The organism is Streptomyces sp. NPDC060000 (assembly GCF_042737375.1).
Taxonomy (GTDB): domain Bacteria; phylum Actinomycetota; class Actinomycetes; order Streptomycetales; family Streptomycetaceae; genus Streptomyces.
The window spans coordinates 1-25781 of sequence record NZ_JBHWUU010000022.1; the positions used below are offsets into that span (position 1 = coordinate 1).

General features: G+C 71.1%; 22 protein-coding genes and 1 pseudogene. 11 read left to right on the forward strand and 12 right to left on the reverse strand.

Annotated features, from left to right (window positions below; genetic code table 11):
- From ACFWBB_RS14065 to ACFWBB_RS14080, 4 genes and pseudogenes are all read left to right on the forward strand, one after another.
- A pseudogene (locus tag ACFWBB_RS14065) lies at positions 1-317 on the forward strand (MFS transporter); the annotation flags it as partial.
- Between the two features lie 301 nt (positions 318-618).
- The gene (locus tag ACFWBB_RS14070) at positions 619-2421 is read left to right on the forward strand and encodes a DEAD/DEAH box helicase (RefSeq protein ID WP_385270605.1); all 1803 of its coding nucleotides are present in this window, start codon (positions 619-621) and stop codon (positions 2419-2421) included.
- A gap of 545 nt (positions 2422-2966) precedes the next feature.
- Positions 2967-3617 carry an IclR family transcriptional regulator gene (locus ACFWBB_RS14075; RefSeq protein ID WP_385270608.1) on the forward strand — a complete coding sequence of 217 codons (651 nt, stop codon included), beginning with the start codon at positions 2967-2969 and terminating at the stop codon, positions 3615-3617.
- A gap of 50 nt (positions 3618-3667) precedes the next feature.
- The gene (locus ACFWBB_RS14080; protein WP_385270611.1) at positions 3668-4459 is read left to right on the forward strand and encodes a S16 family serine protease; all 792 of its coding nucleotides are present in this window, start codon (positions 3668-3670) and stop codon (positions 4457-4459) included.
- Positions 4460-4596: 137 nt separating this feature from the next.
- Here ACFWBB_RS14080 and ACFWBB_RS14085 read toward each other — a convergent pair whose 3' ends face one another.
- From ACFWBB_RS14085 to ACFWBB_RS14105, 5 genes are all read right to left on the reverse strand, one after another.
- Entirely contained in the window at positions 4597-5583 is a 987-nt protein-coding gene (locus tag ACFWBB_RS14085) for a glycine betaine ABC transporter substrate-binding protein (protein WP_385270614.1), read from the reverse strand.
- Positions 5580-6425, reverse strand: coding sequence for an ABC transporter permease (locus ACFWBB_RS14090; RefSeq protein WP_385270617.1), 846 nt, complete (start codon positions 6423-6425; stop codon positions 5580-5582). Before ACFWBB_RS14090 ends, ACFWBB_RS14085 begins: the two co-directional genes overlap by 4 nt.
- Entirely contained in the window at positions 6422-7663 is a 1242-nt protein-coding gene (locus ACFWBB_RS14095) for a betaine/proline/choline family ABC transporter ATP-binding protein (protein ID WP_385270847.1), read from the reverse strand. The genes ACFWBB_RS14090 and ACFWBB_RS14095 overlap by 4 nt, the downstream gene beginning before the upstream one ends.
- A gap of 82 nt (positions 7664-7745) precedes the next feature.
- Positions 7746-8393: an ABC transporter permease gene (locus tag ACFWBB_RS14100; protein WP_385270620.1), complete on the reverse strand. Its 648-nt coding sequence runs from the start codon at positions 8391-8393 to the stop codon at positions 7746-7748.
- A gap of 64 nt (positions 8394-8457) precedes the next feature.
- Positions 8458-8940 carry an Lrp/AsnC family transcriptional regulator gene (locus ACFWBB_RS14105; protein ID WP_385270623.1) on the reverse strand — a complete coding sequence of 161 codons (483 nt, stop codon included), beginning with the start codon at positions 8938-8940 and terminating at the stop codon, positions 8458-8460.
- 126 nt (positions 8941-9066) lie between these two features.
- On the opposite strand from ACFWBB_RS14105, the gene hppD reads away from it, so the two are divergent.
- Positions 9067-10212, forward strand: coding sequence for a 4-hydroxyphenylpyruvate dioxygenase (gene hppD / locus ACFWBB_RS14110; RefSeq protein ID WP_385270626.1), 1146 nt, complete (start codon positions 9067-9069; stop codon positions 10210-10212).
- Between the two features lie 77 nt (positions 10213-10289).
- Here the strand turns inward: hppD and ACFWBB_RS14115 are convergent, their stop codons facing one another.
- On the reverse strand, positions 10290-11774 hold the full coding sequence (locus ACFWBB_RS14115) for a tetratricopeptide repeat protein (protein ID WP_385270629.1): 1485 nt from the start codon (positions 11772-11774) through the stop codon (positions 10290-10292).
- A gap of 98 nt (positions 11775-11872) precedes the next feature.
- Between ACFWBB_RS14115 and ACFWBB_RS14120 the strand changes: the two genes are divergently transcribed.
- Positions 11873-13243 carry an FAD-binding oxidoreductase gene (locus tag ACFWBB_RS14120; protein WP_385270632.1) on the forward strand — a complete coding sequence of 457 codons (1371 nt, stop codon included), beginning with the start codon at positions 11873-11875 and terminating at the stop codon, positions 13241-13243.
- Positions 13244-13274: 31 nt separating this feature from the next.
- Here ACFWBB_RS14120 and ACFWBB_RS14125 read toward each other — a convergent pair whose 3' ends face one another.
- Positions 13275-13751: an SsgA family sporulation/cell division regulator gene (locus ACFWBB_RS14125; RefSeq protein ID WP_385270635.1), complete on the reverse strand. Its 477-nt coding sequence runs from the start codon at positions 13749-13751 to the stop codon at positions 13275-13277.
- 340 nt (positions 13752-14091) lie between these two features.
- Here ACFWBB_RS14125 and ACFWBB_RS14130 point away from each other — a divergent pair, with 340 nt between their 5' ends.
- Positions 14092-15972 (forward strand): RDD family protein, encoded by a 1881-nt coding sequence (locus ACFWBB_RS14130; protein ID WP_385270638.1) that lies wholly within the window; start codon positions 14092-14094, stop codon positions 15970-15972.
- Between the two features lie 552 nt (positions 15973-16524).
- A complete protein-coding gene (locus tag ACFWBB_RS14135; protein ID WP_385270641.1) occupies positions 16525-17259 on the forward strand; it encodes an RDD family protein in 735 nt (244 codons plus the stop codon).
- A 64-nt stretch (positions 17260-17323) separates the two neighbouring features.
- Here ACFWBB_RS14135 and ACFWBB_RS14140 read toward each other — a convergent pair whose 3' ends face one another.
- On the reverse strand, positions 17324-17704 hold the full coding sequence (locus tag ACFWBB_RS14140; RefSeq protein ID WP_385270644.1) for a hypothetical protein: 381 nt from the start codon (positions 17702-17704) through the stop codon (positions 17324-17326).
- A 368-nt stretch (positions 17705-18072) separates the two neighbouring features.
- On the opposite strand from ACFWBB_RS14140, the gene ACFWBB_RS14145 reads away from it, so the two are divergent.
- Positions 18073-20421, forward strand: coding sequence for an immune inhibitor A domain-containing protein (locus ACFWBB_RS14145; protein WP_385270647.1), 2349 nt, complete (start codon positions 18073-18075; stop codon positions 20419-20421).
- A gap of 132 nt (positions 20422-20553) precedes the next feature.
- Entirely contained in the window at positions 20554-20907 is a 354-nt protein-coding gene (locus ACFWBB_RS14150; RefSeq protein ID WP_385270650.1) for a hypothetical protein, read from the forward strand.
- Between the two features lie 69 nt (positions 20908-20976).
- Here the strand turns inward: ACFWBB_RS14150 and ACFWBB_RS14155 are convergent, their stop codons facing one another.
- From ACFWBB_RS14155 to clpS, 4 genes are all read right to left on the reverse strand, one after another.
- Positions 20977-21414, reverse strand: coding sequence for a Mov34/MPN/PAD-1 family protein (locus ACFWBB_RS14155; protein WP_385270653.1), 438 nt, complete (start codon positions 21412-21414; stop codon positions 20977-20979).
- Between the two features lie 144 nt (positions 21415-21558).
- A complete protein-coding gene (locus ACFWBB_RS14160; protein ID WP_385270656.1) occupies positions 21559-22992 on the reverse strand; it encodes an amino acid permease in 1434 nt (477 codons plus the stop codon).
- Between the two features lie 348 nt (positions 22993-23340).
- Entirely contained in the window at positions 23341-23949 is a 609-nt protein-coding gene (locus ACFWBB_RS14165) for a DUF2017 domain-containing protein (protein WP_385270659.1), read from the reverse strand.
- 11 nt (positions 23950-23960) lie between these two features.
- Entirely contained in the window at positions 23961-24278 is a 318-nt protein-coding gene (clpS, locus tag ACFWBB_RS14170; RefSeq protein WP_385270662.1) for an ATP-dependent Clp protease adapter ClpS, read from the reverse strand.
- A 57-nt stretch (positions 24279-24335) separates the two neighbouring features.
- Here clpS and ACFWBB_RS14175 point away from each other — a divergent pair, with 57 nt between their 5' ends.
- Positions 24336-25730, forward strand: coding sequence for a nicotinate phosphoribosyltransferase (locus tag ACFWBB_RS14175; protein WP_385270665.1), 1395 nt, complete (start codon positions 24336-24338; stop codon positions 25728-25730).
- Positions 25731-25781 lie beyond the last annotated feature (51 nt).

Here is a 25781-nt window from a genome sequence, read left to right on the forward strand (position 1 = left end):
TGTCGGCTCCCGAGGAGGCCGGGACCAACTCCGCCGCCCTGCAGATCTCGGACGGGCTGTCCAACGTGCTCCTGCTGGCCGCCGGGGGCGCCGCCGTCGCGGCGCTCGGCGGTGGAAGTGTGGCGCACACGACGACGGTTACGGCGTCCGACGGCTCCCATCCGGCCGCCTTCGCCGCCGTCTTCCTGCCGATGGCGGCCGTCGCCCTGTTCGGGGCGTGGGTGACCACCCGACTTCGAGAGCGTCCGCAGTCACCGCAGTCACCGCAGTCACCGCAGTCACCCCAGTCACCGCAGCCGTCGGACCGCTCGCGGTGACCACCTCGCCGCCTGTGCGCAGGACGCGGCGTACCCGCTGGTCATCGACGTGGCGCCCACGTGGCGTCCGGTAGGGGACGGAGAAGTCGTGGCGATCACGGAACGGCTGCGGGCGCTGTGACGTGGGTCCCACCCACAGTCCGCCCGGCCTTGTTGGCGGGTTGGTAGCGTCGGGCCGCCGGTAGGGTGGCCCGGTTGTCATACGTAGCCGAGCCCCCACCCGCCACCCACGCACCGAACCCGCAGCCCTGTCCGACGCGCTTCGCGCGGCCCCTCTGATTCGACCCCGAACCCGGAGACCGTGACTACCACCGCCGCTTCCTCCACCGCCCACTCCCACCACCTGTCACCGGCCTTCCCGGGCCGAGCCCCCTGGGGCACCGCGAGCAAGCTGCGGGCCTGGCAGCAGGGGGCGATGGAGAAGTACCTCCAGGAACAGCCGCGCGACTTCCTCGCCGTGGCCACCCCGGGAGCCGGCAAGACGACCTTCGCGCTGACCCTCGCGTCCTGGCTGCTGCACCACCACGTCGTGCAGCAGGTGACCGTGGTCGCGCCGACCGAGCATCTGAAGAAGCAGTGGGCGGAGGCGGCCGCGCGGATAGGGATCCGGCTGGACCCCGAGTACAGCGCGGGCCCGCTCAGCAAGGACTACCACGGCGTCGCCGTGACGTACGCGGGCGTCGGCGTCCGCCCCATGCTGCACCGCAACCGGAGCGAACAGCGCAAGACCCTCGTCATCCTCGACGAGATCCACCACGCCGGTGACTCCAAGTCCTGGGGCGAGGCCTGTCTCGAGGCCTTCGAACCCGCGACCCGGCGCCTCGCGCTCACCGGTACGCCGTTCCGCTCCGACACCAACCCGATCCCCTTCGTGACGTACGAGGAGGGCAACGACGGGATCCGGCGGTCGGCCGCCGACTACACGTACGGGTACGGGTCCGCGCTCGCCGACCAGGTCGTCCGGCCCGTCATCTTCCTCTCCTACAGCGGCAACATGCGCTGGCGGACGAAGGCGGGGGACGAGATCGCGGCGCGGCTCGGCGAGCCGATGACCAAGGACGCGATCAGTCAGGCCTGGCGTACGGCGCTGGACCCGCGCGGCGAGTGGATGCCCAGTGTGCTGCGCGCCGCCGACCAGCGGCTCACCGAGGTCAGGAAGGCCATCCCGGACGCCGGCGCGCTCGTCATCGCCTCCGACCAGGAGTCCGCCCGCGCCTACGCCAAGCTGATCCGGGAGATCACCGGGACGAAGGCGACGCTCGTCCTGTCCGACGACACCGGCGCGTCCAGCCGCATCGACGACTTCAGCGGCGGCAACGACCGCTGGATGGTCGCGGTGCGGATGGTGTCGGAGGGCGTCGACGTGCCCCGGCTCGCCGTCGGGGTGTACGCGACGACCATCTCCACGCCGCTCTTCTTCGCCCAGGCCGTCGGGCGCTTCGTGCGGTCCAGGCGGCGCGGCGAGACCGCGTCCGTCTTCCTGCCGACCGTGCCCGACCTGCTCACCTTCGCCAACGAGATGGAGGTCGAGCGCGACCACGCCCTCGACAAGCCAAAGAAGGAGGGCGAGGAGGATCCGTACGCCGAGTCCGAGCAGGAGATGGACGAGGCGAACAAGGAGCAGGACGAGGACACCGGTGAGCAGGAGCAGTTCGCCTTCGAGGCGCTGGAGTCCGAGGCCGTCTTCGACCGGGTGATGTACAACGGCGCCGAGTTCGGCATGCAGGCCCACCCGGGAAGCGAGGAGGAGCAGGACTACCTCGGCATCCCGGGTCTGCTGGAGCCCGACCAGGTGCAGATGCTGCTCCAGAAGCGGCAGGCCAAGCAGATCGCGCACAGCAGGAAGAAGCCGGACACCGAGGCCGACCTGCTGGAGCTGCCCGCCGAGCGGCGGCCGGTCGTCTCGCACAAGGAGCTGATGGAGCTGCGCAAGCAGCTCAACACGATGGTCGGGGCGTACGTCCACCAGAGCGGCAAGCCGCACGGGGTGATCCACACCGAGCTGCGGCGGGTGTGCGGCGGACCGCCGAGCGCGGAGGCGACGGCGGGGCAGCTGCGCCAGCGCATCGCCAAGGTGCAGGAGTGGGCGACCCGGATGAAGTGAGGGCGGCCCGTCCCCTCGCCGGGTGCCAGGTGCCAGGTGCCAGGTGTCCCGTCACCTCAGCCAGGAGCCAGGAGCCCCGTCCCCTCAGCCAGGAGCCAGGAGCCCCGTCCCCTCAGCCAGGAGCCAGGAGCCCCTCCCCTCAGCCAGGTATCAGGTGCCGGGTGCACACCGGCGGCGGTGTTGCAGCCGGCGCCCGACACCCCGGCGTTCGGTGACAGGAGCCCCGCCCCTCGCCGTACCCCTGGTGGGGGCGTGAGCCAGGGCGTCACGCTCCGTACGTATCGGGATAAATGCAAGTAGTCCATACCGGCCAATGACCGGATTCTGGACGGAGCCTTCCGCTCAGCGAACCAGCTTCGCTACTGTCCCGCTACGCACACGCCCCGTGGCAGCGCCGCCGCGGAGCGCAGCCGTGAAGCGACTGGGCCCGGACAAGCCGGGCCCATCTGTCGATCGGCGGCCTCTGTAGCGCGTCACTGACGGGACTCGGTGACGCATCCGCCGCGACGGAGGTTGCCGACCTCACCACTTAAGGAGTGGGCGTCGTGACCGCGGAGACCTCCCAGACGCTCGATCGAGGGCTGAAGGTCCTGAAACTGCTGGCCGATACCGACCACGGGCTGACCGTCACCGAACTTTCCACCAAACTGGGCGTCAACCGGACCGTTGTGTACCGGTTGCTCGCCACCCTGGAGCAGCACGCACTCGTACGACGTGACCTGGGCGGGCGGGCAAGGGTCGGCCTCGGGGTGCTGCGGCTCGGCCGTCAGGTGCATCCGCTGGTGCGGGAGGCCGCGCTGCCCGCGCTGCGCTCGCTGGCCGAGGACATAGGGGCGACCGCACATCTGACGCTGGTGGACGGGACGGAGGCGCTCGCCGTCGCCGTCGTCGAGCCGACCTGGACGGACTACCACGTGGCCTACCGGGCCGGGTTCCGGCATCCGCTGGACCGGGGTGCCGCCGGCCGGGCGATTCTCTTCGCCCGGCAGCACCCGGCGCGTCCGGCGGACGAGCCCGGCTACACGCTGACGCACGGGGAGCTGGAGGCCGGCGCGAGCGGTGCCGCCGCTCCGCTGCTGGGCGTGACCGGCGTCGAGGGCAGCGTGGGCGTGGTGATGCTGGCCGACGCGGTGCCGGAGCGGGTGGGGCCGCGGGTCGTGGACGCGGCGCGGGAGGTGGCGGAGGCGTTGCGCTGACTCCGCGAGGGCCTTGGGGCCGGAACACGTCGTCACGTTAGATTGACCTCGTGCTCTCTCGCCTCTCACGCCCCAAGGCCCTCACCGTCTGCGCCCTCCCGCTCGTGGCGCTGCTCGCGACGGCCGCGTTCGCGCCCTTGCCGTTCTCGGTGGCGCAGCCGGGCATGACGGCGAACGTCCTCGGCGAGAACAAGGGCACCCCGGTCATCACGATCACCGGCGCGCCCACCCGGGACACCAGTGGGCAGCTGCGGATGACGACGATCGAGGCGACCAACCCCGACACCGACGTCAGGCTCTCCGACGTCATCGACGGCTGGTTCCGCGCCGACCAGGCGATCATGCCGCGCGACTCCGTGTACCCCGACGGGGAGAACACCAAGGAGATCGAGCGGCACAACACGGAGCAGATGCGGGAGTCGCAGGACGCCGCGACCGAGGCCGCGCTGAAGTACCTGGACCTGGGCGGTGACGACGTCAAGGTCACCCTGACCCTGGCCGACGTGGGCGGTCCGAGCGCCGGACTGCTGTTCTCGCTCGGCATCGTCGACAAGCTCGACGGCGACGGCAGCGGCGGCGACCTCACCGGCGGCCGCACGATCGCCGGTACGGGCACCATCGGGGCGGACGGCGCGGTCGGCGCGGTCGGCGGCGTGGCCCTGAAGACGCAGGCCGCGCGGCGGGACGGGGCGACCGTGTTCCTGGTGCCGAAGGCCGAGTGCTCCGACGCCAAGGCCGAGCTGCCCAAGGGGCTGCGGCTGATCCCGGTCACCACGCTGAAGGGCGCGGTGGGCGCACTGGTCGCCCTGGAGAAGGGGAAGGGCTCGGTCCCGAGCTGCTAGCGGTCCGTCACCGGGCGGCGGTCCGTCACCGGGCGACATGCTCGACGGAACCGCTCCATGAACCCGGCTGCTCCACGAACCCGGCTGCTTCACGGACCCATACCGCTCCACGGACCCAACTGCGGCCACGAGCCCGGCTACTTCACGAACCCCTCCTTCTTCATCCAGTCCAGGGCCACCTGGTGGGGGTCCTCCCCGCCGACGTCCACCTTGGCGTTCAGGTTCTGGGCCACCGTGTTGTCCAGTTTCTTCGTCACCGGGTCGATGACCTTCGCGATCGCAGGCCACTTCTTCAGCGTCTTCGAGTTGATCACGGGAGCCGCGTTGTAGTTGGGGAAGAACTTCCTGTTGTCGGCCATCACCACCAGGTTCATGGACTTGATGCGCCCGTCGGTGGTGAACACCTCCCCGTAGGCGCACGTCCCCTTCTGGACCTGGGTGTAGATGATCCCGGTGTCCATCTGCGTGATCCGCGAGGCGGACACGGCCATCCCGTACGCCTTCTCCATCCCGGGCAGCCCGTCCGCCCGGTTGGCGAACTCGCTCTCCACACAGAGCGTCACGGCCTTCGGGTCGGACTTCGACAGCGCGGCCACCTCCGACAGCGTCCTGGTGCCGTACTTCTTGAAGTTGGCCTGGTTCATGGCCAGCGCGTAGGTGTTGTTCAGCCGCGACGGTGGCAGCCAGGTCACGCCGTTCTTCAGGTCGGCGTCGTGCACGGCCTGCCACTGCCGCTGAGGGTCCGGGATGGGCTTGCTGTTGCCCTGGTAGGTGATCCAGGCGGTGCCCGTGTACTCGTACATGCCGTCGGCGTCGCCGTTCCTGACCGCCTCGCGCGAGCCGATGGAGCCCTGGATGCCGGTACGGTCCAGGACGTCAGCGCCGGCCGCCTGGAAGGCGATGCCCATCATCGCGCCGAGGATGAGGTTCTCGGTGAACGACTTGGACGTCACGGTGAGATGCGCGCCCTTGAGCGGCTCGCCCTGTCCGATCGACCCGGGCGAGACGTCGTCGACCATGGGGGAGCCGCTGGTGAGTCCGCACCCGGTCAGCCCGTAGGCGGTCAACCCGTAGCCGGTCAGCGCCGCCAGGGTCCCGGCGGTCACCAGGCGGGAACGCTTCACGAGTCCACCTCCAGTCCCCGCGGCCGCAGCAGCACTTCCGCCAGCGAGGCCAGCCAGTCGACGAGCAGGGCCAGTGAGACGGTGAGGATCGAGCCCAGCACCAGCACCGGCATGCGCTGGTTGGTGATGCCGGTGGTGATCAGCACGCCCAGCCCGCCGCCCCCGCCGAAGGTCGCCAGGGTCGCCGTACCGACGTTGAGGACGAGGGCCGTGCGCACGCCGGCCAGGATCAGCGGCACCGCCAGCGGCAGCTCCACCCTGCGCAGTACGCCCAGCGGGGACATGCCGATGCCGCGGGCCGCCTCCAGCAGCGTCGGGTCGTTCGACTTCAGGCCCGCGACGGTGTTGGCGAGCACCGGCAGGATCGCGTAGGCGATGATGCCGATCAGAGCGGCTCTGGTGCCCGTGCCCAGCCAGATCACCAGCAGGGCGAGCAGCCCGATCGCGGGTGTCGCCTGCCCCATGTTGGCGATGGCCATCGCGAACGGCGTGGCCCGGCGCAGCGAACCCCGGGTTAGCAGGATGCCGAGCGGGATGGCGATGATCAGCACGAAGAAGGTGGAGATCACGGTGAGCCGTACCTGCTGCCACAGGGCTTTCGACACCTGCCCGTTGGACAGCGCGTTCTCGGAGATCGGGTCCAGGTCCGCCTGCTGGAACCACAGCCAGGTCGCGAGCAGCAGGGCGACGAGGAACGCGGGCAGGAAGGTCAGCTTCCGCCAGGTGAGGCGACGGCGGGGCCGCGCCGACTGCGGGGTCCTGACCGGCTTCTGCTCGTCCTGGTCCTCCGGCCCGGGAGTGCCTGCCAGGTCGGAGCCCGCGTCCAGGTCGGGAGCGCTCACGCCTTCGCCTCCCCGCCCGGGCCCTCCTGCTCCGCGTGCGTCTGCGCGGCCCGGGCCTCCTCCAGCTCGTGTTGCGCCTCCAGCGCCTCCAGCCTGTCGGCCTCCAGCAGCTCGTGCACGGAGTTCAGCAGCGTCTCCATGTCGACGACCCCGGTGTACTCGCCCCGCCGCCCGGTGACCGCGACCCGCCCGGCGTTGTCCGTCAGCACCGCCTCCAGCGCGTCCCGCAGGGTGGCGTCCCGGGTCACCGTGTCGCCGACCAGGGTTCCGGCCCGCGCCAGCGAGCCCCTGGCCCGCATCAGGTCCCCGCGGCGCAGCCACTTGTAGGGCCGTCCGCGCTGGTCGAGGAGCAGGATCTCGTTCGTACGTCCCCCGGAGCCTGAATGGCCCGGGAGGGACCCCCAGGAGCGGAGTTTGTCGAAGATGGTCTGGAGCGGGTCGTCGACGGTCGCCGTCGGGTAGTCGGTGATCTCCACGTCCCGTACCCGGCTCAGGTTGAGCCGCTTCAGCGCCGCTCCCGCCCCCACGAACCCGGACACGAAGTCGTCCGCCGGGTTGGTGAGGATCGCCTCCGGGGTGTCGAACTGGGCGATGTGCGAGCGTTCGCGCAGCACCGCGATCCGGTCGCCCAGCTTGATGGCCTCGTCGAAGTCGTGGGTCACGAAGACGATCGTCTTGTGCAGCTCGTGCTGGAGCCGGATCAGCTCGTCCTGGAGGTGGTCGCGGGTGATCGGGTCGACCGCCCCGAACGGCTCGTCCATCAGCAGCACCGGCGGATCCGCCGCCAACGCCCTTGCCACGCCGACCCGTTGCTGCTGGCCACCGGAGAGCTGGCGCGGATAGCGGCCGTGGAACTCGCCCGGGTCGAGCCCGACCAGGTCGAGCATCTCCTCCACCCGGTCCCGGATCCGCGCCTTCGGCCAGCCGATCATCTTCGGCACGAGAGCGATGTTCTGCGCGACCGTCATGTGCGGGAAGAGGCCGGACGACTGGATCGCGTACCCGACCTTGCGGCGCAGCTTCACCGGGTCGATGTCGGTGACGTCCTCGCCGTCGATCCGGATCCGGCCGCCGCTCGGCTCGATCAACCGGTTGATCATCTTCAGCGTGGTCGACTTCCCGCAGCCCGACGGGCCGACGAAGATGACGGTCTCGCCCGCCTTGATCTCCATGGTGACGTTGTCGACGGCCGGGTTGGGGCTGCCCGGATAGCGCTTGGTGAGGTTGACCAGCTCGATCGTCGCCCCGTGGGCGCCGCCCCCGCCCCCGGTCCCGGTCCGGGACCCGGTCCCGGACTCGGACTCGGACTCGGACTCGGTCTCAGACACGGATCCCCCTGGGAATCGTCAGCCGTCCGATGAGGACGTACGCGGCGTCGAACAGCAGGGCCAGGACGATGATCCCGAGCGTGCCCGCCAGGACCTGGTTGAGCGCGTTCTTGCTGCCGAGCGAGGCGATGCCCCGGAAGATCTCGTTGCCCAGGCCGGGCCCGGAGGCGTACGCGGCGATGGCGGCGATGCCCATCAGCATCTGGGTCGAGACCCGGATCCCGGTCAGGATCGGCGGCCAGGCCAGCGGCAGCTCGACCCGCAGCAGCCGCATCGTCCCGGACATCCCGATGCCCCTGGCCGCGTCGACCAGCGTGGGATCGACCCCGCGCAGCCCCACGATCGCGTTGCGCACCACCGGCAGCAGCCCGTACAGGGTCAGCGCGATCACCGTCGGCGGTACGCCGAGCCCCACGAGCGGGATCAGCAGACCGATCATCGCGAGCGACGGGACGGTGAGGATCGCGGAGGTGCCCAGGGTGGCGAGGTTGCCCGCCCAGCCGCTGCGGTAGGTGACGACCCCGATCACGACGCCCAGCAGGGTGGCCATGACCATGCACTGGAAGACGACGCTGGCGTGCTGGTAGGCGTCGGTGAGCAGCTGCTGGTGACGGCTGCTCAGGTACTCCCAGAAGCTCACACGCCCTCACCGCCCCATGTCGACCAGGCCCGGACCGGACCGGCTCCGGGCCAGGTCCGCTGGGTCAGGGCCTGTCCCGGTCGTCCTCGGCCGCCTGCTCCACCAGCGGGATGATCCGCAGCGGAACGGGGTTCTCCATCACGATCGCGGTGGAGGCCCGGACAATGCCATCAAAACCGACAACCAGGTCGATCACCCGCTGGAGATCGGCGTTGGAGCGGGCCACGAGCCGGCACAGCATGTCCCCGGTGCCGGTGGTGGTGTGCAGCTCCAGCACCTCCGGCACGGTCCCCAAGTGCGCCCGTACATCGACTCCTTGCCCCTGCCGGATCTGCAGGGTGGCGAACGCGGTGACCGGGTAGCCGAGCGCCGCCGGATCGACCTCGGGGCCGAAGCCCCGGATGACTCCATTCGACTGAAGCCGGTCGAGCCGCGCCTGCACCGTCCCCCGGGCCACCCCCAGCCGCCGGGACATCTCCAGCACCCCGAGGCGCGGCTCCCGGGCCAGCAGCACGATGATCCGGCCGTCCAGTCGATCGATAGCCACAGCCGCCCGCCTCCCGGATGGTCACCCTGTACATAAAGCCCGTCGAAACCGGCGTGCCGCTGCACACCTTGCCCAGCGATGGAGCGAACTATTGCGCACCTTGCCGCCCGGGGCGAGGCTTCCGTCATGACGCAGACCACACACCACACTCCCGACACCGCCCGGCAGGTCGATCCCTTCCCGGTCAAGGGAATGGACGCGGTCGTCTTCGCCGTGGGCAACGCCAAGCAGGCGGCGCACTACTACTCCACCGCCTTCGGCATGAAGCTGGTCGCCTACTCCGGACCGGAGACGGGCAGCCGCGAGACCGCCTCGTACGTGCTCACGAACGGCTCGGCCCGCTTCGTCCTGACCTCCGTCATCAAGGCAGCCACCACCTGGGGCCACTTCCTCGACCGCCATGTGGCCGAACACGGCGACGGCGTCGTCGACCTCGCCATCGAGGTCCCCGACGCCCGCGCCGCGTACGCCTACGCGATCGAGCACGGCGCCCGCTCGCTCGCCGAACCGTACGAGCTGAAGGACGAGCACGGCACCGTCGTCCTCGCCGCGATCGCCACCTACGGCGAGACCCGCCACACCCTCGTCGACCGCTCCGGCTACGACGGCCCCTACCTCCCCGGCTTCGCCACCGCCGAGCCGATCGTCGAACCGCCCGCCCACCGCACCTTCCAGGCGATCGACCACTGCGTCGGCAACGTCGAACTCGGCCGGATGAACGAGTGGGTCGGCTTCTACAACAAGGTCATGGGCTTCACGAACATGAAGGAGTTCGTGGGCGACGACATCGCCACCGAGTACAGCGCCCTGATGTCGAAGGTCGTCGCGGACGGCACGCTCAAGGTCAAGTTCCCGATCAACGAACCCGCCATCGCCAAGAAGAAGTCCCAGATCGACGAGTACCTGGAGTTCTACGGCGGCGCGGGCGTCCAGCACATCGCGCTCAACACCAACGACATCGTGCAGACGGTACGGACGATGCGGGCGGCCGGGGTGCAGTTCCTCGACACCCCCGACTCCTACTACGACACCCTCGGCGAGTGGGTCGGCGACACCCGCGTCCCCGTCGGGACCCTGCGCGAGCTGAAGATCCTCGCCGACCGCGACGAGGACGGCTATCTGCTCCAGATCTTCACCAAGCCGGTCCAGGACAAGCCGACCGTCTTCTTCGAGATCATCGAACGGCACGGCTCCATGGGCTTCGGCAAGGGCAACTTCAAGGCCCTCTTCGAGGCCATCGAACGCGAGCAGGACAAGCGCGGCAACCTGTAGCGGCAACGTGTGGCCGCGACCCGTGGCCGCTACCCGTGCGGGAGCGGCTCGTGGCCCCCTGCCCCGGCGGCCCGGCCCTACTCGGGCAGCTCGGCCGGGGCCGGCTCGCCGCCCAGCCGGGCCGCCGCGGCCCGGGCCACCGGGCCGAGCAACGGCGAGAAGTACGGGTTGATCTGCAACGCCTCCCGAAGGTGCCGCCGCGCCGGCCCCTCCATCTCCAGACTCCGCTCGATCATGCCCCGGTGATACACGTAAGGCGCGCTGTACATGGCGCCCCCGTGCACCCGGTCCGTGGCGATCACGGCGAACCGCAACGCCTCCGTGTCGTCCCCGGCCCGGTGCAGCGCCCAGCCCAGCGCGTCCGCGACCGCGATCCCCGGCTGCCGTCGCCACTCGGCCCGCAGCCGCCGTACCGCCGACGCCGGATCCCCGTGGTCCGCCTCGAACCGGCCGAGCAGCAGTTCCCCGTCCACCCCGCCCGCCGCCTCCTGCCGGACCCGCGCCCGCAGCAGGTCGTACTGCACGTGCGCCGCCTGCGTCAGCCCCAGCGACTCGTACAGCTCGCCCAGCTCCAGCGCGTACTGCGGCAACGGCTGTCTGGCGAGCGCCACCTGGTACGCGTTCAACGCCTCCGACGTCCGCCCCAGGGCCGCCAGCGCCCGACCCTGCCCGGCCTGCGCGGCCCGCTGGTCGGGGTCGATCCTGACCGCCTCCTGGAAGTGCCGCAGGGCGTCCGCCCGCTCACCGCGCTCCCAGGCCAGCTGCCCCGCCCGCTCCAGCCAGGCCGCCTGCTCGGCGGGGGCGGAGGCACCGGCCGCCGCGTCGGCCAGCGCGGCCTGCGCGTCCTCGCGCCGGCCCTGGTCCCAGTACACGACCGCCGCCCGCGCCCGCACGGCAGGACCGGAGTGCAGCGCCGTCAGCCTGTCGAGCGTCCTGCGGGCCTTCTTGTAGTCGCCGAGTCCGGTGTACGCGTCGATGAGCTGCGGATACGTCGTCCAGCGGGCCGGCGCCAGCTTGCGCGCGGCCTCGCCCCAGGACAGGGCGGCCCGGAAGTCACGGCGCGCGTTGGCCAGCGCCGCCAGGCCGTCGAGGGCCTCGGCGTTGGCCTTCGGGCGCACCTTCAGCGAGGTCCGCAGCGCCCGCTCGGCCTTCGGGTACAGCGCGGCGGCGTCGGCGCTGCGCCGGCCCTGCTCGACGTAGGCCGCACCGAGCACCGCCCAGGACCGCGCGTCCCGCGGATGCGCCCGCACCCGGCTCTCGCGCTCCCCGATCAGCACCGCCAGATCCGCCGGCGCGGCCGGCACCCCCGCACGGACCGCGGTGCCCGCCTGCGCCCCCGGAGCCGGCGCGGGCGCCCGCCGCACCGTGGACCCCCCGCCGGGCAGGCACAGCAGCACCCCGCCCAGCGCCAGACAGCCCACGAGCGAGCCGACGAGCAGCCGCCGACGCAGCCGGGAATCCTTGCCGGTGGCCGCGGGCGCCGCGTCGGTCGCGGCGGCCTCTTCGGGGGCGGTGCGCTCTTCGGCGGCGCACTCCGCGTTCTCCATGGCGCTGTTCTCCATGGCGCTCACTGTGCGCCAGTACGACGACCGTACGACGTCAGCCGAAGGGCCGGGCGGACGGGGTTCACACCGATGGCCCCGGGTGCCAAGCTGTGATCATGAGCCGTAACCTGGTCGACCGTCTGCTCACCGGCCTGCCCGCCGAGGCCGTCCTCACCGACCCGGACGTCACGGTCTCCTACGCCAACGACATGGCCAGTTTCTGCCCGGCCGGGATCCCCGCCGTCGTCGTGCTGCCGCGCACCGTCGAAGAGGTCCAGCACGTCATGCGCACGGCCACCGAACTGCGCGTCCCGGTCGTCCCGCAGGGCGCCCGCACCGGTCTGTCCGGGGGCGCCAACGCCTCCGAGGGCTGCGTCGTCCTCTCCCTGACGAAGATGGACCGCATCATCGAGATCAACCCGGTCGACCGCATCGCCGTGGTCGAACCGGGCGTCGTCAACGCGGCCCTCTCGCGCGCGGTGAACGAACACGGCCTCTACTACCCGCCCGACCCCTCCAGCTGGGAGACGTGCACGATCGGCGGCAACATCGGCACCGCCTCGGGCGGCCTGTGCTGCGTGAAGTACGGGGTGACGGCCGAGTACGTCCTCGGCCTGGACGTCGTACTCGCCGACGGCCGCCTGATGTCCACCGGCCGCCGCACGGCCAAGGGCGTCGCCGGGTACGACCTCACCCGCCTGTTCGTGGGCTCGGAGGGCTCGCTCGGGATCGTCGTCAGGGCGATCCTCGCGCTCCGGCCGCAGCCGCCCCAGCAGCTGGTGCTGGCCGCCGAGTTCGCGTCCGGGGCGGCCGCCTGCGACGCGGTGTGCCGCGTCATGGCCGGCGGGCACGTCCCGTCCCTCCTCGAACTGATGGACCGTACGACGGTCAGGGCCGTCAACGACCTGGCCCACATGGGGCTCCCCGAGAGCACCGAGGCCCTGCTGCTGGTGGCCTTCGACACTCCCGACCCGGCCGCCGACCTCGCCGCCGTCGGCGCGCTGTGCGAGGCGGCCGGTGCCACCCAGGTGGTCCCGGCCGAAGACTTCGCCGAGTCCGAACTCCTGCTCCAGGCAAGGCGGTCCTCGCTCGTCGCCCTGGAGGCCGTCAAGGGCACGACGATGATCGACGACGTGTGCGTGCCCCGCTCGAGGCTCGGCGAGATGATCGAGGGCGTCGAACGCATCGCGGAGAAGCACGGACTGACCATCGGGGTCGTCGCCCACGCAGGCGACGGCAACACCCACCCCACGGTCTGCTTCGACGCGGCGGACCCCGACGAGGGCCGGCGCGCCCGCGAGTCCTTCGACGAGATCATGGGCCTCGGCCTGGAACTCGGCGGCACGATCACCGGCGAGCACGGCGTGGGCGTGCTGAAGAAGGAGTGGCTGGCACGCGAGATCGGCCCGGTGGGCGTGGAGATGCAGCGGGCGGTCAAGGCGGCCTTCGACCCCCTGGGCATCCTCAACCCGGGCAAGCTGTTCTGACACCGCCGCGACCGTGGCCGGAACCGGCGGCTCACTCCCCGTCCCTGGACTCGTCCGACGGCCACGGGTCGCACAGCCACAGGTCGTCCACGGGAGTCGGGGCGAGCAGCTCGGCCAGCCCGTCGTCGATGCCGAGCTGCTCACCCTCGGTCCCCGGGGGCACCACCCGCAGCGTCCGCTCAAGCCAGGCCGAGACCTGGGCCGCCGGCGCCTCCAGAAGGGCGTCGCCGGCGGGCGAGCTCAGCGCCATCAGCACCACGCTGCGCCCCTCCACCTTCGTCGGCCACACCCGGACGTCCCCGTGCCCGCACGGCCGGAACACGCCCTCCACGAGCAGCTCGCGGGCGAACGTCCAGTCGACCGGGTGCTCGGAGTCGATGTGGAAGGCCACGTGGACGGCGAACGGGTCGTCGCTGCGGTAGCCCAGCCGGGCCGGGACCGGGATGCTGCGCTCCGGCGACAGGATGAGGTTGAGCTCCAGCTCGCGCTCCACCACGGTGTGACGCATGTCGGTTCTCCTCTCGATACGGACCTCGCGCGGGCCCGCGGCGGGCCCGTACGAGTGGAGAGGGGCCGGGACCCGGAACCATTACGCGGGTCCGGAGAACTTTCTTCGAAGAGTTCCCGCCACGGGTGTCAACATGTTCCGGCCACGGGTGTCAACGCGTTCCGGCCACGGCGGCGACGCGTTCCGGCCCGGGCCGCTCGGTCGGTTCCGAACGTGTGAAGAGCGTGCACGGGGTTGCCCGGAAAGGGGCGGGTCCGACAGGACTGGCCGTGGGGCTTGCGTCGGTCTGATAGATGTGGAGCCCCCCAACCCACCCCCGAGCAGATACGGGACGACGGACATGAGCGCCCCAACCCCGGCACCCGGCGACGACAGGCCCCGCGAGGGGTACTACCCGGACCCGTCCATCCCTGGATACGTCCGGTACTGGAACGGTGCCTCCTGGGTACCGGGCACCAGCCGGCCGGCGCCCTCCGACGGCCGACCGCTCACGCCCCAGCCCGGCTCGCCCCCGGCCTCCGTGGAGGAGACCGGCCCGCACTTCTTCGACGAGGACCCGGCACCGGCCGACCCGTACGGCGGCCGTCCCGAGCCCGCCCCCTCGTGGGGCGCCGACCGCGCCCACCAGTCCGGCTTCGGCGGCGACCAGGACCGCCGGGTGTCCTGGGGCGCCCCGCAGGGTGCCGACCCGAGGGTGCCCCCGTCCGCCCCGGCGCGGCCCGAGGGCCAGTCGACGAGCACGGACGGCATGACGACGATCCCGCCCGCGCAACCGGAGGACGGTGCCGGGGACGTGATCTCCGGGGGCACGTTCGTCTTCCGCCGGCCGACGGCGGGCGGCGGGGCAGCCCCCTCGCCCGGCGCACCCGGTCCCGGCGCGCCGATCCCCGACGAGGGCACGGTCACCTTCCGACCGCCGGCCCCACGCACGGGCCACCACGACGACACGCCCCCGGCAGCCCACGCGCCCGCGTTCCCCGCCGCCGCCCAGGGCCCCATGGCGGCCCCGGGCCCGACCGCCGCCCCGGGTCCGGCGGGGGCTCAGACTCCGGCGGCGGCCCCCGGGGCTCCCGGTGACTTCGCGGCCCCTGAGGCCCCCGGGACCGCCCGGACTCCCGGGACTCCAACTGCCCCCGGGACGTTCGCGACCCCTGGGACACCCGGGACTCCCGGGACACCGGGGTTCGGTGACTCCGATGTCTCCGCCGGGGCGGGAAGCGGCCACGGCGCGGCCGTCTTCGGCCCGCAGGGGCCGGTCGGGGCAGCGTCCGACCGCGGGGTCGCCCCCGCCAAGCCCGGCTTCGGCGCCGGCAAGGCGGCCGCCGAGCGTGCGGCGGCCGCTCCGAGCCCGGGCATCCCGGCCCCGCAGGGCCCGGCGCACGTCCCGGCCGCCACCCCCGCTTCCGCGCCCGCCCCGCAGGGCCCCGCGGGGCACCCGGTCGCCCAGCCCGGGGTTCAGCCCGGGGGCCAGGCGCCCGCGTCCGCGCTCTCCGGCCCCCAGCAGGGCGCACCGAGCGTGCCCCAGCAGGCCGGCGGCCCTCAGCCGCAGCCCGCCGTGTCCGCCGCCGCTCAGGCCGCCGCCGCCCAGGCTTCCGCCCCGATGGCCGCCGGGCCCGGCGGCGGGCAGCCTTCGTGGGCCCAGCAGGTGCACCAGCTCGCGGGCGCCGAGGACGGACCCGTCACACCCTGGAAACCGCCGGTCGAGGACATCTTCCAGGCGGCCGCCCGGCGGCAGGCCTCGGCCCGTCCCGCGGGTCTCGGCAAGCGGCTGGCCGCCCGTCTCGTCGACACGCTCGTCCTCGCGGCCGTCACCTCCGCCGCCGCCGTGCCGCTGGGCGCGAAGGCCCTCGACCACGTGAACGAGAAGATCGACGCGGCCAAGCTCACCGGAGAGACCGTCACCGTCTGGCTGCTCGACGGCACGACGTCGGTGTACCTCGGGATCGTCCTCGCCGTCCTGCTGGGCTTCGGGGTCGTGTACGAAGCGCTGCCGACCGCGAAGTGGGGCCGCACGCTGGGCAAGAAGCTGTTCGGTCTCGAGGTACGGGACATCGGCGGCGGCGAGCCCCCGTCCTTCGGGGCGGCCCTGCGCCGCTGGCTCGTCTACAGCGTGCCGGGTCTGCTCGCCGTGGGTGTCGTGGGCGTCGTCTGGGGCCTGTTCGACAAGCCGTGGCGCCAGTGCTGGCACGACAAGGCGGCCCACACCTTCGTCGCCGGCTGACCCGCACCCAGCATCCCGCCCGAGGGTGCGGGCCCCGGACGCAAACCAAGGCCTCGCACCCTTGTTCTGTTCTCGGGGTCCCGGGCCCTCGCCCTGTTCTCGGGGTCCCGGGCCCTTGCCCTGTTCTCGGGGTCCCGGGCCCTTGCCCTGTTCTCGGGGTCCCGGGCCCTTGCCCTGTTCTCGGGGTCCTGGGCCCTTGCCCTGTTCTCGGGGTCCTGGGCCCTTGCCCTGTTCTCGGGGTCCCGGGCCCCGTACTCCGGGCCCCGTACTCCGGGCCCTGTACTCCGGGCCCCGGGCCCCGTACTCCGGGCCCTGTACTCCGTACTCCGGGCCCTGTACTCCGGGCCCCGGGCCCGAGCCCTGGACTTCGGCCTCGGGCCCGGGCCGCGCACTCCGGTCCCTGGCCCTGGTCCCGGTTTCTGCCCAGAGCCCCGCGCTCCGGGCCCGGACCCCTGCCAGGACCCCGCACCTCACCCCTCGCCCCCGTCCCCCGTCCCCCGTATGGACGCTCGCCGGATGCGGTGGGTGGCGGTTCGGGGTCGACTCGGGGGCATGACCAGCGAACCGCCCCCCGGTTCCGGCGGCGGCGAGCCGCCGGAGGACGATCCGTTCAGGAAGCAGCCGCCGCAGCAGGAGCCCCCGCAGCCCCCGTACGGCCAGGGGCAGCCCCCGTACGGCCAGGGGCAGGGCTCGCCGTACGACGCCCCGCACGGACCGTACGGCGGCGGGCCGGGTGGCGGTGGCCCCGGTCAGCCACCGCCCTACGGTGGCGGCCCGTACGGCGGTGGTCCGCAGGGTGGGGACCCGTACGGCGGGTACCCCGCAGATCCGCTCTCCGGGATGCCCCCGCTCGCGGACAGCGGCAAGCGCACGCTGGCCCGGATCATCGACATGATCCTCGTCTTCATCGTGGTGACGCTGCTGGCGTGGGCCTTCGGGGTCGCGCAGTACACGGTGGACGCGGACAAGATCGAGTTCGGCAAGACCTTCGGCCGGGAACTCGTCGCCGCGATCCTCTACGTCGCGTACGACACGATCCTGACCGCCAAGGCCGGTCAGACGCTGGGCAAGAAGTGGCTCGGGATGCGGGTGGCGAACCTCGAGAACGGCTCCACGCCCTCGGCGCAGACGTCGCTGATCCGTGCCCTGGTGCTGTGGGTGCCGTTCGCGTTCTGCTGCGCCTGTCTGTGGACGGCGATCTGCGGCGGCTGGAGCTTCTTCGACAAGCCGTACAAGCAGGGCCTGCACGACAAGGCGGCCAAGACGGTGGTGGTCAGCGCGCGGTGAGGTGACCGCGTACGGCGAAGGGCCCGCACCCGATGGCGCGGGCCCTTCGTCAGGTGCGTGTGTGTCAGGGGGCCGTGGGCTCCCGGACGGGCTCGGGCGCCGAGGCGACCGACGCCGGAACCGGCGCGTGGACGCCCGCGTGCGCGGGGACGGGAACGGGCTCAGGCCGGCTCGCGGGCATGCCCGCCCCGGAGCGGATCGTCGTCGAGCGGGGCGTGGGGCGGATCACGGAACGGGCGCGGGTCGTCGAGCGGCCCACAGGGGCGCGCGACACCTTGGGCACCGGCACCGTCATGGCGACGAGCACGCCCAGCGCGACCGCGGCGACGACGACGACCGCGATGCCGGGGCCCGAACTCGTCTGTGACAGCAGCAGCATGGCGAGCGTCGAGAAGATGACGGTGCAGGAACCGTACGTGAGCTGTGCGACAGTCGGACGAGGCATGGCAATCGGTGTCCTCGGAAGCGGGGGCGGTCTCGACTCTATTCGGCTGCATGCCCGAGCGGAACGAACGGTAAGCGTGACCTAACCCACGGTGCCGGTGCACAGGGGGCGCACGGAGTCATGACGTCCATCAAGTGGACTGCCCCGCGCGCCCGTCAGGGCTGCCGCCCCGTTACAGTCACATGTCCGCAATGCGAACACCAGCTCCTAATAATGCAGTTGACTTGTCCAAGTCAAGGTCTGTCTTTTCTCGTAAACCAGTAGTCAAATAGCGTCACTTGACTACACGCGTATAACAGCGCGCGGACCTTCCTTGACAGGGATCCCCCCTTTCCGCGCGTCCGGACGCGTGCGTGGGAGGACATCAAGTGACCAGTAGATCCTGGACGTTCAGGACGGCCTCGACGGTCGTCGCCCTTGCGGCGGCCTCGGCGACGTTCTCGACGTTCGCCGTGGCACAGGCCGCCGAAAACACCTCGGCGAAGGCCACGGCGGTGGACCGGCAGGACCCGCAGCCGGCCAAGGCCAAGGAGCACGACTTCGACGGCCCGCTCAGCAAGACCCAGGAGGCGCAGCGCGAGGAGGCCATCGAGCAGGTCATATCCGGCCAGGCTTCGGTCAAGGACCGGGACGGCTCCAAGGTCGTCCAGCTCAAGAGCCGCAAGGGCGCCGCCAAGTACGTGGAGCTCGGCCGCGAGAAGACCGACAAGATCTTCACGATCCTCGTCGAGTTCGGCGACCAGGTCGACAGCCGCTACGGCGGCACGGCCGGCCCGCTGCACAACAAGATAGCCGCGCCGGACCGGGCCAAGGACAACTCCACGGCCTGGCAGGCGGACTACAACCAGAAGCACTTCCAGGAGCTGTACTTCGGCACCGGGAAGAGCACCGAGTCGCTGAAGAAGTACTACGAGAAGCAGTCCTCGGGCCGCTACTCGGTCGAGGGCGAGGTGACCGACTGGGTCAAGGTCCCGTACAACGAGGCCCGGTACGGCTCCAACAAGGCCTCCACCGGCGCCTGGTACGCGGTCCAGGACGGCGTCAACGCGTGGGTCGCCGAGCGTGAGGCGGCCGGCGCCACCGCCGCCCAGATCAAGGCGGAGCTGGCCACGTTCGACCAGTGGGACCGCTACGACTACGACGGCGACGGCGACTTCAACGAGCCGGACGGCTACATCGACCACTTCCAGATCGTGCACGCCGGCGAGGACGAGTCCGCGGGCGGCGGCGCCCAGGGCGAGGACGCCATCTGGGCCCACCGCTGGTACGCCTTCGGCACCGACGCCGGCGCCACCGGCCCGGACACCAACAAGCTCGGCGGCACCCAGGTCGGCGACACCGGCATCTGGATCGGCGACTACACCATCCAGCCGGAGAACGGCGGCCTCGGCGTCTACGCGCACGAGTACGGCCACGACCTCGGCCTGCCGGACGAGTACGACACCTCCGGCGGCGGCGAGAACTCCACCGGCTTCTGGACCCTGATGTCCTCCGGTTCCTGGCTCGGCACCGGCAAGCAGGCCATCGGCGACCTGCCGGGCGACATGAACGCCTGGGACAAGCTCCAGCTGGGCTGGCTGGACTACGACGTGGCGAAGGCGGGCGTGAAGTCCAGCCACACGCTGGGCGTCGCGGAGTACAACACCAAGAACGCCCAGGCCCTCGTGGTCCAGTTGCCGGAGAAGAAGGTCACCACCGAGGTGGTCGCCCCGGCCGAGGGCGCCAAGCAGTGGTGGAGCGGCAGCGGCGACGATCTGCGCAACACCCTGACCCGCGCGGTCGACCTGACCGGCAAGACGTCGGCGGCGCTGTCCCTGGACGGCTGGTGGGACATCGAGCAGGGCTACGACTACCTGTACACCGAGGTCTCCACCGACGGCTCCAACTGGACGCCGATCGACGGCACTCTGGCCGACGGCACCGCGATCCCGCGTGACGGCAGCGGCAAGCCCGCCCTCACCGGCACGGTCGACGCCTACCAGAAGCTCACGTTCCCGCTGAACGCCTACGCGGGCCAGAAGATCAGCGTCCGCTTCCGTTACGCCACCGACGGCGGCGTGGCCCAGAAGGGTTTCGCGGCCGACGGGATCAAGGTGACGGCGGACGGCGCCACCCTCTTCTCCGACAACGCGGAGACGGCGGACGCCGCCTGGACCGCGACCGGCTTCTCGCGCATCGGGGCGTCCATCACGGACGACTACGCCCAGTACTACATCGCCGAGAACCGCCAGTACGTGTCGTACGACAAGACCCTCAAGGTCGGCCCGTACAACTTCGGCTTCTCGACGACGCGCCCCGACTGGGTGGAGCACTACCCGTACCAGAACGGTCTGCTGATCTGGAAGTGGGACACCTCCCAGGCGGACGACAACACCAGCCAGCACCCGGGTGAGGGCCTGATCCTCCCGATCGACTCGCACCCGACCGCGCTGAAGTGGGCCGACGGCACCCTGATGAACGCCCGTCTGCAGAGTTTCGACTCGCCCTTCAGCCAGTACCGCACGGACGCGGTCACGCTGCACAGGGCGGACGTCGCGGTCAAGATCAAGTCGAGCCCGGGCGTCTCCGTCTTCGACGACCGCAAGTCGACGTACTACGACGCGACGACCCCGCTCGCGGGCGTCAAGGTCACTGACACCAACACCACGATCAAGATCGTGTACGAGGCCACCGATGGCTCGAAGATCAAGGTGAAGGTCGGCCCCTCGGTGAAGTAGTCGGCGTTATCGCAGGTCAGACGCGTATCGGCGGCAACCCCTGGCGGGTCGCCGCCGATCGTGTTTAGGTGCCTCCTGTGCTCTTCTTATTGACACCGACCTCGATACCGACTCGCACGGGGGTGTGACCGCATGGCCGCAGGAGGCTTCTGCAAGCTGCCCAACGGCAGAGTGGTGGTGGCGCTGAACCTGCCCAGCCCCGCCGCCCGCGAGGGCCTCCCGGGCGCCTCCGCGGACGTCCGCGTGCTGGTCCACGCCCACAACCGGGCACGCGCCCTGACCAGGCTCCGCAACCTCGGCCTGCGGGCCGTCTACCTGCGCGGGAACGCGGCGCCACCCACCCCCGACGAGGTCACGGCGGTGCTCCACCACCCGGACGGCCTGATCTGGCGCACGGCTCCCGACAACGGTGTCCCGGCCGGCGTCGTCGCCGTACCGGAGCTGTGGCGCCCCATCCGGTCGCTGCTGCGGGGCGCGGCGGCTTAGCCCCGAGAGTCAGGGCGTGGGGGGATGCGGGGCGGGGGCGTGGAGGCGCGGGCGTGACGGGCTCGGGCCTCAGTACGCCTCGACCACCCGGACGTCCTCCTCCGTGACCTCTCCGTCCACGATGCTGAACGAGCGGAACTGGAACTCGCCGAGTCCGTCGGTGTCGGCCGTGGAGACCAGGACGTAGTGCGCGTCGGGCTCCATCGCCAGGGAGATGTCCGTGCGGGACGGGCGCGCCTCCGTCGCCGTGTGGGAGTGGTAGACGACCACCGGCTCCTCGTCGCGGTCGTCCATCTCGCGGTAGAGCTTGAACAGGTCGCCCGAGTCGAACTCGTAGAACGTGGGTGACATGGCCGCGTTCAGCATCGGGATGAAACGTTCCGGCCGGTCCGTGCCCGCCGGGCCCGCGATCACACCGCACGCCTCGTCGGGGTGGTCCTTGCGCGCGTGGGCGACGATCTGGTCGTACAGGGCCCGGGTGATGGTCAGTGTCCGCTGTGTCCGCATGGTCGCCAGGATAAGCAAAGGGGCCGCCCCGTACCGATGCGTGGTACGGAACGGCCCACATCGCGGACGTCCTGAGCGGCCCGCGCAGGGGGCGCCACGAGAGCTCCCTGCGGCCGGACGTCCCGGGGGTGGTCGACCGGTCGGTCAGCCGACCTTCTCGAACTCCGGCTCGCGCCGCGCGGTGATCTCCGGGTTGCGGCCCTTCAGGACCATCCAGCCGACGCCGAGCGCGGCCGCCCAGCCCGCCATCACGTACAGGCAGACCCGGGAGTCGGCGTCGTACGCGATCAGGCCGGTGACGAAGAGCAGGAAGACGATGGCCACCCAGCTGAACGCCGAGCCGCCCGGGGCCGGGAAGGACGAGGCGGGCAGTCGGCCCGCGACGACCGCGCGGCGGTAGAGGACGTGGCTGATCAGGATCATCAGCCAGGTCCAGATGCCGGCCGCGGTGGCCACCGAGGTGACGTAGCCGAAGGCCTTCTCCGGGACGACGTAGTTCAGCAGCACGCCGATGCCCATGAACAGGACCGAGACCGTGATGCCGAGGGCGGGCGTCTTGGTCGACGAAAGCTTCCGGAAGGCCGCGGGGGCCTCGCCGCTGTCGGCCAGGTTCCGCAGCATGCGGCCCGTGGAGTACATGCCCGAGTTGCAGGAGGACAGGGCCGCCGTCAGCACCACGAAGTTCACGATGCCGGCGCCCGCCGGGATGCCGATCTTCGCGAACGCCTCGACGAACGGCGAGACGCCCGGTGCGAACTCGGTCCACTTCACCACGCAGAGGATGACCGTGAGCGCGCCGACGTAGAACAGCGCGATGCGCCACGGCAGGGTGTTGATCGCCTTCGGGAGCGTCTTCTCCGGGTCCTGCGACTCGCCGGCCGTGACACCGACCAGCTCGACCGCGAGGTAGGCGAACATGACGCCCTGGAGGGTCATCAGGGACGAGCCGACGCCCTTGGGGAAGAAGCCGTCGAAGGCCCACAGGTTGGAGACCGCGGCCGTGTCGCCGGCGCTGCTGAAGCCGAAGGTGAGGACACCGAGGCCGATGACGATCATGCCGATGAGCGCGGTGACCTTCACCATCGAGAACCAGAACTCCAGCTCACCGAAGAGCTTCACGGAGATCAGGTTGACCCCGAACAGGATCACCAGGAAGACCAGCGCGGTCACCCACTGGGGGACGGCCGGGAACCAGTAGTTGACGTAGATCGCGGCGGCCGTGAGCTCGGCCATGCCGGTGACGACCCACATCAGCCAGTACGTCCAGCCGGTGAAGTAACCGAAGAACGGGCCGAGGAACTCGCGCGAGTACTCCGCGAAGGAGCCCGAGACCGGGCGGTAGAGCAGCAGCTCGCCAAGCGCCCGCATGATGAAGAAGATGATCCCGCCCGCGAGGGCGTACATCAGGATGAGACTGGGACCGGCCTTGGCGATGTTCGCCCCGGCGCCCAGGAAGAGCCCGACGCCGATGGCGCCGCCGATCGCGATCATCTGGACCTGGCGGCTGCCGAGTCCGCGCTCGTACCCCTCTTCGGGAGTGTCAGTGACAGCGGTGTCAGTGACCTTCTCAGAGGTCATGTGTGGTGCGCCTTTCTCCATGCCGAACCGGGCCTCTCGTCGGCCCCGGATCGGGTTTCGATCCCCCCGGATTGATGGAGCGATGCCTGGCCGGCGATCAACCGGCTCGGTGGCGCACCCGGCCGAACATACGGGTGGTGTTCGCCGGGCGGTCGTGAAGATTTATCACGCCCGCAATATTGATCACCCGGACGGGCTGTGGCGCACGACACAAGAAGAAGTGGATGAACGAGGCACAAAGAGGACACTCCCGGCCGTCGCGGTAATGCGATCGTTATCCGGATTTGAGCGTCCTCTGAGCGAACAAATAAGCGTACGAACCACCGCGTAACGGCTACCACGCCACGGCTACGGCAGCAGCGTCGTCACCAGCGTCTCCTGGAGCCCGCCCAGCCACAGGTACGCCATCACCATCGGCTTGCGCGGATCCGTGTCCGGCAGCCGGTAGAGGAGGTCCGTGTCGTCCTCGTCGGTGATCTCCAGGCGGGAGCCGATCGCCAGGCGCAGATCGTTGAGCGCGCGGAGCCACTGCTGGGACTCCTGCGGCGTCAGCTTCAGTACCGCACCGCCCTCGTCGGCCGCCTCGGAGGCCAGCGTGTCCAGCGAGCGGACCACCGTGAGGGCGTTCTCGCGCTTGCCGGCCCGCAGGTCGTTCTCCGTGTAGCGGCGGAACTCGGCGGAGTGCGCCTTCTGCTCGTCCGCCCGCTTCGGCCCCGGGGTGCCCTCCGGGTCGGTGTAGGCGTCCGGGAAGAGGCGGCGCAGCACCGGATCGGCGGGGGGCTCGCTCGGCCCCTCGGCGAAGAGCTCGGCGAACGGGTCGTCGGGGGCGTCCTCGGCGGGGCCGGGGCCGATGAGCTCCAGGAGCTGTACGGCCAGCGACCGGATGATGGAGATCTCGACGTCGTCGAGTGCGACGGCCGCGCCGCCGCCGGGGAGCGGTTCGAAGTGTCCAGGCATAGGAGGGGAGGCTACTTCCGGTCCTGCTGGAGGGTGGCCCACAGGCCGTATCCGTGCATGGCCTGCACGTCGCGTTCCATCTCCTCGCGGCTGCCGCTGGAGACGACCGCGCGGCCCTTGTGGTGCACGTCCATCATGAGTTTGGTGGCCTTGTCCTTGGAGTACCCGAAGTACGTCTGGAAGACGTACGTCACGTAGCTCATGAGGTTGACCGGGTCGTTGTGGACGATCGTGACCCAGGGGACGTCCGGCTCGGGTACGGCGAAGGCCTCCTCCGCCGACTCGGTGCGTTCGATCTCAAGGGGCGCGGGTGACGTCACAAGGCCCATGCTGCCACGCGTGATGGATATCGTCACACCGACGAAAAGGGAGTATCATCCATTGCCATGAACACAGCGGACCTTGGACTGCCAGAAGACGAAGGGCGCGAAGCGCTTCCTCAGAAGGGTGATGGGCGACGGGTGGGCGTTCCCTCCACGGCGCTCTTCACGGACCAGTACGAACTGACGATGCTCCAGGCAGCCCTCAAGGCGGGCACGGCCGACCGGCGCAGCGTGTTCGAGGTCTTCACCCGGCGGTTGCCGGACGGCCGGCGGTACGGCGTCGTCGCGGGCACCGGGCGGGTCCTGGACGCCATCGAGAACTTCCGCTTCGAGGCGGACGTCCTCGGCTTCCTGCGCGAGCGGGACATCGTCGACGAGGCGACGCTGGAATGGCTCGCCGGGTACCGCTTCTCGGGTGACGTGTGGGGCTACCCGGAGGGCGAGGTCTACTTCCCCGGCTCGCCGATCATGCGGGTCGAGGGCTCCTTCGCCGAGTGCGTGCTCCTCGAGACCGTGATCCTCTCCATCCTCAACCACGACTCCGCGATCGCCGCCGCCGCCTCCCGGATGTCCGCCGCCGCGAGCGGGCGCCCCCTGATCGAGATGGGCGCCCGCCGCACCCACGAACTGGCCGCGGTCGCCGCCTCCCGCGCCGCGTACGTCGGCGGCTTCGCCACCACCTCCGACCTCGCCGCCGGCTTCCGCTACGGCATCCCCACCGTGGGCACCAGCGCACACGCCTTCACCCTGCTGCACGACACCGAGCGGGAGGCCTTCCAGGCCCAGGTCGACTCGCTCGGCCGGGGCACCACACTCCTCGTGGACACGTACGACGTCGCCGAGGCCGTCCGGACGGCCGTCGAGGTCGCCGGGCCCGAACTCGGCGCGGTCCGCATCGACTCCGGCGACCTGCTCCTCGTCGCCCACCGGGTGCGCCAGCAGCTCGACGAACTCGGCGCGACGGAGACCCGGATCATCGTCACCTCCGACCTCGACGAGTACGCCATCGCCTCACTGGCCGCGGCCCCCGTCGACGCGTACGGCGTCGGAACCCAGCTGGTGACCGGTTCCGGGCACCCGACCGCCTCGATGGTCTACAAGCTCGTCGCCCGTGCCGAGTCGCCCGATCCGCAGGCCCCGCTGGTGCCGGTCGCCAAGAGGTCCACCGGCGGCAAGACCTCCGTCGGCGGACGCAAGTGGGCCGCCCGCCGGCCCGACGCGTACGGGGTGGCCGAGGCCGAGGTCGTCGGCACCGGGCCCGTCCCCGCCGCACTGGCCGACCACCAGCTGCTCGTCCAGCTGGTCAAGGGCGGCGAGGTCGTCGCCCGCGAGCCTCTGGACGCCGTCCGCGACCGCCACGCGGCGGCCCGCGCCGGCCTGCCCCTTTCCGCGATCCAGCTCTCGCGCGGGGAACCCGTCATTCCCACGGAGTATGTACAGGGTCCGTCGGGTAGCTAGGGCGTGAGTCCGGCTCCACCGGGCCCGCCCCCTCCCGCGGGGCGGACAAAG